At 48.6% G+C, this 7,948-nt stretch carries 6 protein-coding genes and 1 pseudogene; 3 read left to right on the top strand and 4 right to left on the bottom strand.

The genetic code is table 11. The features are described from left to right. Positions 1–48: 48 nt before the first annotated feature. From RMO35_RS11670 to RMO35_RS11660, 3 genes are all read right to left on the bottom strand, one after another. Positions 49–663, bottom strand: coding sequence for a heme-copper oxidase subunit III (locus tag RMO35_RS11670; protein WP_309741398.1), 615 nt, complete (start codon positions 661–663; stop codon positions 49–51). Between the two features lie 177 nt (positions 664–840). Further along, the gene (gene ctaD, locus RMO35_RS11665; RefSeq protein ID WP_309741396.1) at positions 841–2,502 is read right to left on the bottom strand and encodes a cytochrome c oxidase subunit I; all 1,662 of its coding nucleotides are present in this window, start codon (positions 2,500–2,502) and stop codon (positions 841–843) included. Positions 2,503–2,752: 250 nt separating this feature from the next. Beyond that, complete coding sequence (locus tag RMO35_RS11660) at positions 2,753–3,775, bottom strand: cytochrome c oxidase subunit II (RefSeq protein WP_309741393.1); 1,023 nt, start codon at positions 3,773–3,775, stop codon at positions 2,753–2,755. A 558-nt stretch (positions 3,776–4,333) separates the two neighbouring features. Here RMO35_RS11660 and RMO35_RS11655 point away from each other — a divergent pair. The 3 genes from RMO35_RS11655 (at position 4,334) to RMO35_RS11645 (ending at position 6,948) form a co-directional block, all read left to right on the top strand. After that, positions 4,334–5,305: a heme A synthase gene (locus tag RMO35_RS11655; RefSeq protein WP_309741391.1), complete on the top strand. Its 972-nt coding sequence runs from the start codon at positions 4,334–4,336 to the stop codon at positions 5,303–5,305. A gap of 70 nt (positions 5,306–5,375) precedes the next feature. After that, the gene (locus tag RMO35_RS11650) at positions 5,376–6,347 is read left to right on the top strand and encodes a heme o synthase (RefSeq protein ID WP_309741390.1); all 972 of its coding nucleotides are present in this window, start codon (positions 5,376–5,378) and stop codon (positions 6,345–6,347) included. Positions 6,348–6,471: 124 nt separating this feature from the next. Then, positions 6,472–6,948 carry an NADAR family protein gene (locus tag RMO35_RS11645; RefSeq protein ID WP_309741387.1) on the top strand — a complete coding sequence of 159 codons (477 nt, stop codon included), beginning with the start codon at positions 6,472–6,474 and terminating at the stop codon, positions 6,946–6,948. 300 nt (positions 6,949–7,248) lie between these two features. Here RMO35_RS11645 and RMO35_RS11640 read toward each other — a convergent pair. Further along, positions 7,249–7,948, bottom strand: a pseudogene (locus tag RMO35_RS11640) (hypothetical protein); the annotation flags it as partial.

The raw sequence follows: 7,948 nt of genomic DNA, 5'->3' as shown, positions 1-7,948 counted from the left end.
AATCGCGGAGCTTTATGCTCCGCGATTTTTTAGATCTGACAAAATTAATTAAATTAGATATAGCAAGATAAACAAGATAATCCAAATTACATCGACAAAGTGCCAATAAATTTCGGCAGCTTCCACACCGAAATGATTGTTGGTGCCGTAATGTTCGGATTTCATCGAACGCCACAATACCGATAAAATCAATAGTACGCCGACAGTAACGTGCAATCCGTGGAAGCCAGTTAAGACATAAAAAGTACTCGCAAATAAATTCGTTCTCAGACCGAATTCTAAATGACTGTACTCGTACAACTGTCCGCCGAGAAAGATGATGCCCATTAAGGCTGTCAGCCCAAACCACAGTTGCAAACCTTTGACATCATTTTTTTTGATGGCAGTATCGGCTTGATGGATGACTAAGCTACTGCCAATAAGGATGACGGTATTTATGCCAGGGAGGAGTAATTCGAGCTTAGGTGTGCCTGCTGGCGGCCATTCTGGTGCCATCGATCGAAATGCAAAGTAAGCAACGAACAAGCCGAGAAAAATCATGCCTTCTGCAACTAAGAACACGATCAGTCCAAAAATCCGAAAGTCAGGATGTGCTTCATGATGGCTATCGTGAGCGACGGTTTCGATATTAATTTGGGTTTGGTCGGAAATAGATCCTTGCATGGTTAGGGGATAGGGGATAGGGGATAGGGGATAGGGGATCTCTTACAATTTTCTCTCATCCCGAGCGAGCGCTCTTGTCAAGCGATAGATAAATAACAGCCGCTACGATTGGTTATGGCGCAAACCCGACTCTTGTTAAAGTCGGGTTTGTATTAGCATTAGTTTGACAATAAGGGTTTAGCTGCCTGTTGTCGTCAATACTTTCGGTGGCTCTTCAACTTCGGTGGTATCCCCATAGTCGTAAGGGCCAGTAGTTAGGACGGGTAGTACTTCAAAGTTCTCAATTTCTGGAGGTGAAGTGGTCTGCCAATCTAGAGTCAGCGCATTCCAAGGATTGCTCCCCGCTGGCTCACCCTTGTAAGCACAATAGATCGCATTAATTAAGAAGGGGACAGTCGAAATCGCCAGCACATAGCTACCATAGGTAATAAATTGATTTAAACCTTGGAATTCTGGTGCATACATGGCAACCCGGCGCGGCATTCCTTGTAAGCCGAGGATGTGCATCGGCAGGAAGGTCACGTTAAACCCAATGTAAGTCAGCGCGAAGTGGATTTTACCCCAGGTATCATTGATATGGCGTCCCGTGACTTTAGGGAACCAGTGATAGATACCCGTGTAGATCCCAAACACGCTCCCACCGAATAAGACGTAGTGCAAGTGAGCGACTACAAAATAAGTATCGTGAACGTGGATGTCAAAGGGTACCGCAGCTAGCATGACGCCAGTAATCCCGCCGATAACGAAGGTCGAGATAAAACCCATCGAAAACAGCATCGGACTGTTGAGGGTAATTTTCCCGCCCCACATGGTCGCTAACCAACCAAAGATCTTAATCCCAGTCGGTACGGCAATTACCATCGTGGTAATCATGAAAAACATCCGCAACCAGGGAGGTGTGCCGCTGGTAAACATGTGATGCGCCCAGACAATCAAGCCGAGGAAACTAATCACCATACTAGAATACGCGATCGCCCCGTAACCAAAAATTGGTTTGCGACAATGCACGGGAATTACTTCGGAGATTACCCCAAAGAATGGTAAGACCATGATGTACACCGCTGGGTGCGAGTAAAACCAGAACATGTGCTGGTAAACGACTGGTTCGCCACCACCGACGGGATTGAAAAATGCCGTCCCGGCAATCAGGTCGAAGGAGAGTAAGATCAAGGCACCAGCGAGCACGGGGGTAGCGATTAACATCAACAATGATGTTGCCAACATCGCCCAACAAAACAGGGGCATTTGCATCATCGACATACTCGGAACCCGCATCTTAATGATGGTGGTGAAGAAGTTAATTCCTCCCAAAATCGATGAAGTTCCCAGTAATAACAAGGTCATAATCCAGATGCCTTCCCCGACCTTACCTGTGAGTAAACTCAACGGTGGGTAAGAAGTCCAGCCAGCTTGAGCTGGGCCTAAAAAGAAGCTAAGAATTAGCAGTAAGCCCGTCGGGGGAATAATCCAGAAAGCGACGGCATTGAGCTTGGGAAATGCCATATCTCGCGCCCCAATCATCAGGGGGAGGAGATAGTTGGCAAATGCGCCAGTTCCAGCAGGTACGATCCATAAGAAGATCATGATCGTCCCGTGCATGGTGAACATACTATTGTATGTACTCGGATCGACCAAATCGGCATCCGGTGTGGCTAGTTCTGTCCGAATTGCTTCAGCTAATAAACCACCAATGATGTAAAAGATAAATCCAGTTACAAAGTACTGAATCCCAATCACCTTATGATCGGTACTAAATGTGAAGTAGTCTTTCCAGGTGCGATGGTGGATGACTACATCTTCTTCTTCTGTTTGTTTGGGAAGTGTTAATTCTGCTGTCATTTTCTAGGGGTTAGGTTTTGGGTTTTGGGCTTTAGGGAAAAGAGCTAATTTAGATATGTTTGACAAGCTATAGGAGCTTGGTGAGTGGGGACAGGGAAGCAATTTCGATCGCGTAGTTGATGCTGGTGGGCAGTGCCCACCCTACTTTCTACTAGACTTTCTTTACTTAGTAGATCTGGCGGAAAATCCCCTCCTTGGAGGGGTGCCCGTAGGGCGGGGTGGGTAGATCTCCGCCACTACTCAACCGAAACTATCTAACCGCAGACGCGATCGACTTGCTCATGTCATGCTGGTGGTGAAGGTGCTGAACCATCTCAGGTTTAATGCCCATTTCCTTGGCATAGGGAGCGAGATATTTGTCAGTAGACAGATTTGCTGGCTGCATCGCAATTGTCTGCTTGACAATTTCTGCTTGGGCTTGAGCCGACTGTTGCTGACTGGCAATCCAGGTATCGTACTCTTCGGGAGTGTGGACGATCATCTGCGTCACCATCGAACCATGATAACCACCGCAGAGTTCCGCACAGCGGAGGGGATAAGTACCGACTTTATTGGTGGTAAATCTCAGTTGAGTCTGTGTACCGGGAATTACGTCCTGCTTGAGTCGGAGTTGGGGAATCCAGACGGCATGGATCACATCTTGAGCGTTCATGTTGAGCTGAACTTCTTTGCCAACTGGAACGTGGAGTTCGCCGGAAGTGACATTAACTTCTGGATAGGTGAAGATCCAAGCATATTGCAAGCCCAAAACGTTGACATTGACAGCAGCCGCTTTACCTTGATTGGCTGGTGAGGCACCGACACCCAATGCAGCAATCATCGGACTACCTTGGGGCACTCCATCCATCGTTGCCGCCATCGCGCTACCTTTGCCAGCAGGCATACCGTGCATGGCGTGCATATCATTTGCGCTCGGGTCGAAACCACCCATTTCGTTGTAGATTTCAAAACTGTAGATCGAAATCCAGAGGACGATGGCGGCAGGAATTGCCGTCCAGAGTATTTCTAAGGGTACATTGCCTTCGATCGCGGCACCATCACCCAGCTCTCCAGGTTTGCGACGGAATTTAATCGCACAGTAGACGATAACACCTTGAACTAATAAAAATAATCCCGTCGAAATAGTCATCATGGCGTTAAATAAGCCATCGACGTGTCCTGCTTCTTCGGAGGCGGCAACAGGCATCAATCCGTGGTTTTGTCCGTACCAGAGGCTAACGAGGGTCAGTCCTACGCCCAGCAGGAGAGTCAGAATGGAGCTAGGAATATTCATTAATTGTTACGGAATGGAACAAAAGTTAAGGGGTTGAGATTGTTTGGGAATTGGGCGCGATCGACAGATTCAGTATTGGTATGGATATCTGTCGAACTGCCTAGATGTGGAGTGGGGGAGATTGCTGTCGATCGCGCTTTGGTGGCGAGATTGACACCAGTTTAAGATTAAAAGTTTAGTAAAATAGTTAGGATAATGACAATGTGGCGATCGAGGTAACTACTCGGACTACCTTTACTAAGGTACCGTAGCCAATTAAAGCGATCGGCACTTATTCGCATTTCTTCAGATTTTCTTTGGGATTGGCATACTTTCGCTGTTAACACAACACCAATTTTTGCCCTTAATCGAACTTTAACATTTTCTTTGGGATCTCCCGATGGTGGCGATCGAGTGCAGACACAGTAAGGGTTAGCAGGGATGGGTAGTAGTATTTACCCGTACTAACACGCGGTTTACATCCCAACATCACATAGGTATTAATGCTAGTTTGGGAACTATTGAGCTAGCGTAGCTAAAAAACTAAACCTAGGCAAACTAACTCGGCGATCGCCAAATATGTCAGATTCTGCACTTACTCCTCAATACTCCGCTCCTGTTAAGTCGTCGATTGAAGATCGGTCGCGCTCGATCGTCCAAACTCGCATCCGCCAGTCGATCTGGAAGATTGCTTTTGCGACACTGTTACTGATGGCAGTCGGTAGTGCCACTAGAGTGATGAATGCGGGCTTAGCTTGTCCGGATTGGCCCTTGTGTTACGGGCAACTGGTACCTACTCAGCAGATGAATCTCCAGGTATTTTTAGAATGGTTTCATCGCTTGGATGCGGCTCTGATTGGTTTGAGTACGCTTTCGTTGTGTGGCTCGGCATGGTGGTATCGTAGAGAGCTACCACACTGGTTGCCTTGGGCGGTGACATTTGCCCTGAGCTTGATTCTGGTGCAAGGTGCTCTGGGCGCGTTCACAGTGACTGAGTTACTGCGGTTTGATATTGTCACCGCGCATCTAGGCACAGCTTTACTATTTTTCGTTACCTTACTCTCGATCGGTACGTGTTTGCTGCCTGCACCGCCATCTGTGGCTAAGTCGCCCTCACCACTGCTCCCGCTCACTGCGGCAGTGTTGGTCTACCTCCAGAGCATCCTCGGTGGCTTAGTTGGCTCTCGCTGGGCACTGCATCAATGTTTTGGCAACTCCGAACTATGCACGGTCATGAATAGCCATCTGCTCGGAGTAGTGCCAGCGACACTGAGCTGTGTCGCGGTAATTATTGCCATCTGGCGCAATTCCAATTTACCAACATTTTATCGCAGCTTTGCGCTGACGATCGGCGGTTTATTGCTCGTTCAAATCCTCTTAGGCGTAGCAACTTTCAAGCTTCATTTGCAAGTCGAGCCGCTGACTGTGACCCATCAAGCGATCGGTGCCACCTTGCTCGGGACATTAGTTGTAGTAACTGGATTGCTGTGGCGTACCAAAACAGAGCGTACTGTTGCGGATGCAGGTAAGAGCGTCACAAATCCAGCCTAACTAAACTGTTTTCATTATTTGGCCGTGCGATTCGGCTGTCGCCAAATTAAATCATCCCCACTTCCTGTATATGCAAGAGCTTCTCGATCGATCTATTGATGCCAAACACCAAAGTTTCGCTCAAGTTATTCAAAGTTATTATCAACTGACGAAGCCGCGCATCATTCCTCTACTGTTGATTACGACAGCCGCGTCCATGTGGCTGGCTTCCGACGGTCAAACCGATCCAGTCTTGTTTCTAATCACCGTCATCGGTGGGATGCTAGCGGCGGCTTCCGCCCAAACGATGAATTGTATTTACGATCGCGATATCGATTATGCAATGGAACGGACGCGCAACCGACCGATCCCGTCTGGGCGCGTCAAACCCGTCCATGCTGGCATTTTTGCGCTAGTCTTAGCCGGAGCGTCCTTTGCGATTTTGGCTGTATTTACCAATCTCCTCGCCGCGCTGCTCGCGATGGCGGGAATTGGCTTCTACATGTGGATTTATACTCACTTGCTCAAGCGTCACACTCCCCAAAACATCGTCATCGGTGGTGCCGCCGGAGCGATACCCGCTCTCGTCGGTTGGGCGGCTGTTACCAACAGTTTGAGTATCGAAGCTTGGGTATTATTTGCGATCGTCTTTATCTGGACGCCGCCCCATTTTTGGGCGCTGTCGCTGATGATTAAAGACGACTATGCGAAGGTCGGTATTCCGATGTTACCTGTCGTCGTCGGTGAAGCCGCCACTGCCAAACAGATTTGGATTTATACCCTGTTGCTGATTCCGACTAGCTTGTTGCTGGTGTACCCGCTTGGTGCGGCTGGCGTTATCTACGGAATTGCGGCGCTAGGATTGGGTGGTGTCTTCGTGTATGAAGCTTGGAAATTATTGCAAGTGCCTACCGACAAAAGTGTGGCTAAATCGATGTTTAAATATTCGATTTTGTACATGATGTTGCTGTGTACGGCAGTAGTCGTCGATAGTTTACCCCAAACCCAAGCCGCGATCGCATCCCTGCTCAAAATCGTCGCGATCGGACACTTACACATTTGACAAGTTCGCTACTCCCGATGTTGAATATTTATAGCTGGGTTTAGTAAAATGTTGCTAAACCCAAATTCCAATTTCCGGGCGACCGAGTAGCGTAAACGATCGAAAGTGAGCGAACGAATACCCCTTGAGAATTTATTTCTACAAAGTTCATGCACCTTATGGTTGCTTTTCCAACTTCTCACCGCACTCAATTCTCATGCCTAGCGCAGATGTCCAGCACTTAGCTAGCCATCACTGGAAGACAGTCGAGCATTACTACCAAGCCCACAAATTTCACGGCACCAAGTTTGCCTATCTGATGGCGCAAATTCAAGCCGCACCGACTCCCGAACTAGCCGCGAAAATTGGCAGAGATCCAGCTCATCAAATCCATCCCGACTGGGATCGGTGTAAATGCGAACTGATGTATCGCGCCATCCGGCAAAAATTTAGCAGCCATCTCGATATTCAGCAGGTTCTACTCGATACATTAGATGCCGAAATTATTGAGGATTCACCTGTAGATTACTTTTGGGGCTGCGGTAGCGCCAAAACTGGTGCAAACCATCTCGGACGCATTTTGATGAGGGTCAGAGACGATCTTAGAGTCGATCGGGTCTAGTCCAATCTAAAACATAACCCCGGCTTACAGCAATCCTAGATAATTCATGAGAATTCTTACTCTTCCCTCTGCGCCCTTTGCGCCTCTGTCTTGATTTGCTAAACCGTCGGGTTTCCCGACGAGCGCAAATCGCTGCGGTTAAATTAACACCAAGTTCGCATCTCACAAATGATTTAGAACTGCTAGGGCAATTGCCAAGGTGCTTATGACAGCTCCCCGACTTCTTTGAAGAAGCCGGGGAGCTGGTACCAAGGTTTAATAATGTCCGCCTAAAGCCTGAAGCCTAAAGCCCAAAGCCTATTATGAAAGAGCTGCGCGACCCTTTTCTGACGCTCGCAGTTCATCGATCGACAAGTGTGGAGCCTCGGTATACACTGAATCCAATAAGATATCCAGGACACCAGCCGTGCGGGCAGTCTCGATCGCATTGTGACCGATTAATTCGCCGACATTGAGGATAATCCCATCATGGCGATCGAGAATTACGCGGGTAGTCGGACGACCTAATGCGCCCTTAATCCGCTTTTCTTCGAGGGCATGTGCGCTACGTCCCTGTAGTTCGCTAGCGGTTTCCTTGACGCGATCCCACATATTTGCCGCGCCTTCACTCATCCGTTCGCTAGCAGCACTGGTACTCGATTGCAACCGCTCGCCAGTAGTGGCAACTAATGCACCCGCACGAGATTGAGCGGCGGCTGGTGTCGATAAACCGACAGCACTCAATAGCTCTGATTCGCGGTGAGTTACTTTTGCCCGATCGATCGCTTGGGGCGTCACAATTTGCCCCTGGGCGGCAATAATATAACCCTCTGGCGTATATACTGCTGTCTGCGCTCTGCGTCCTTGTGCTTGCTCGACGGTTAAACCTGCCACCGCACCATTAAAGCGTTCGCTCAGCGGGTCGGTCAAATTACCCCCAGCAGACTTGTACAATCGATCGAGGATACCCAATCTTTCGGCGGTATCTGCCATTGACTCGTCAATCACAGTACCTGCCTTG

The sequence above is a fragment of the Chamaesiphon sp. OTE_20_metabat_361 genome (assembly GCF_031364565.1).
The sequence above is the reverse complement of the archived record's forward strand: the minus strand, read 5'-3'. Positions and strand labels throughout refer to the sequence as shown.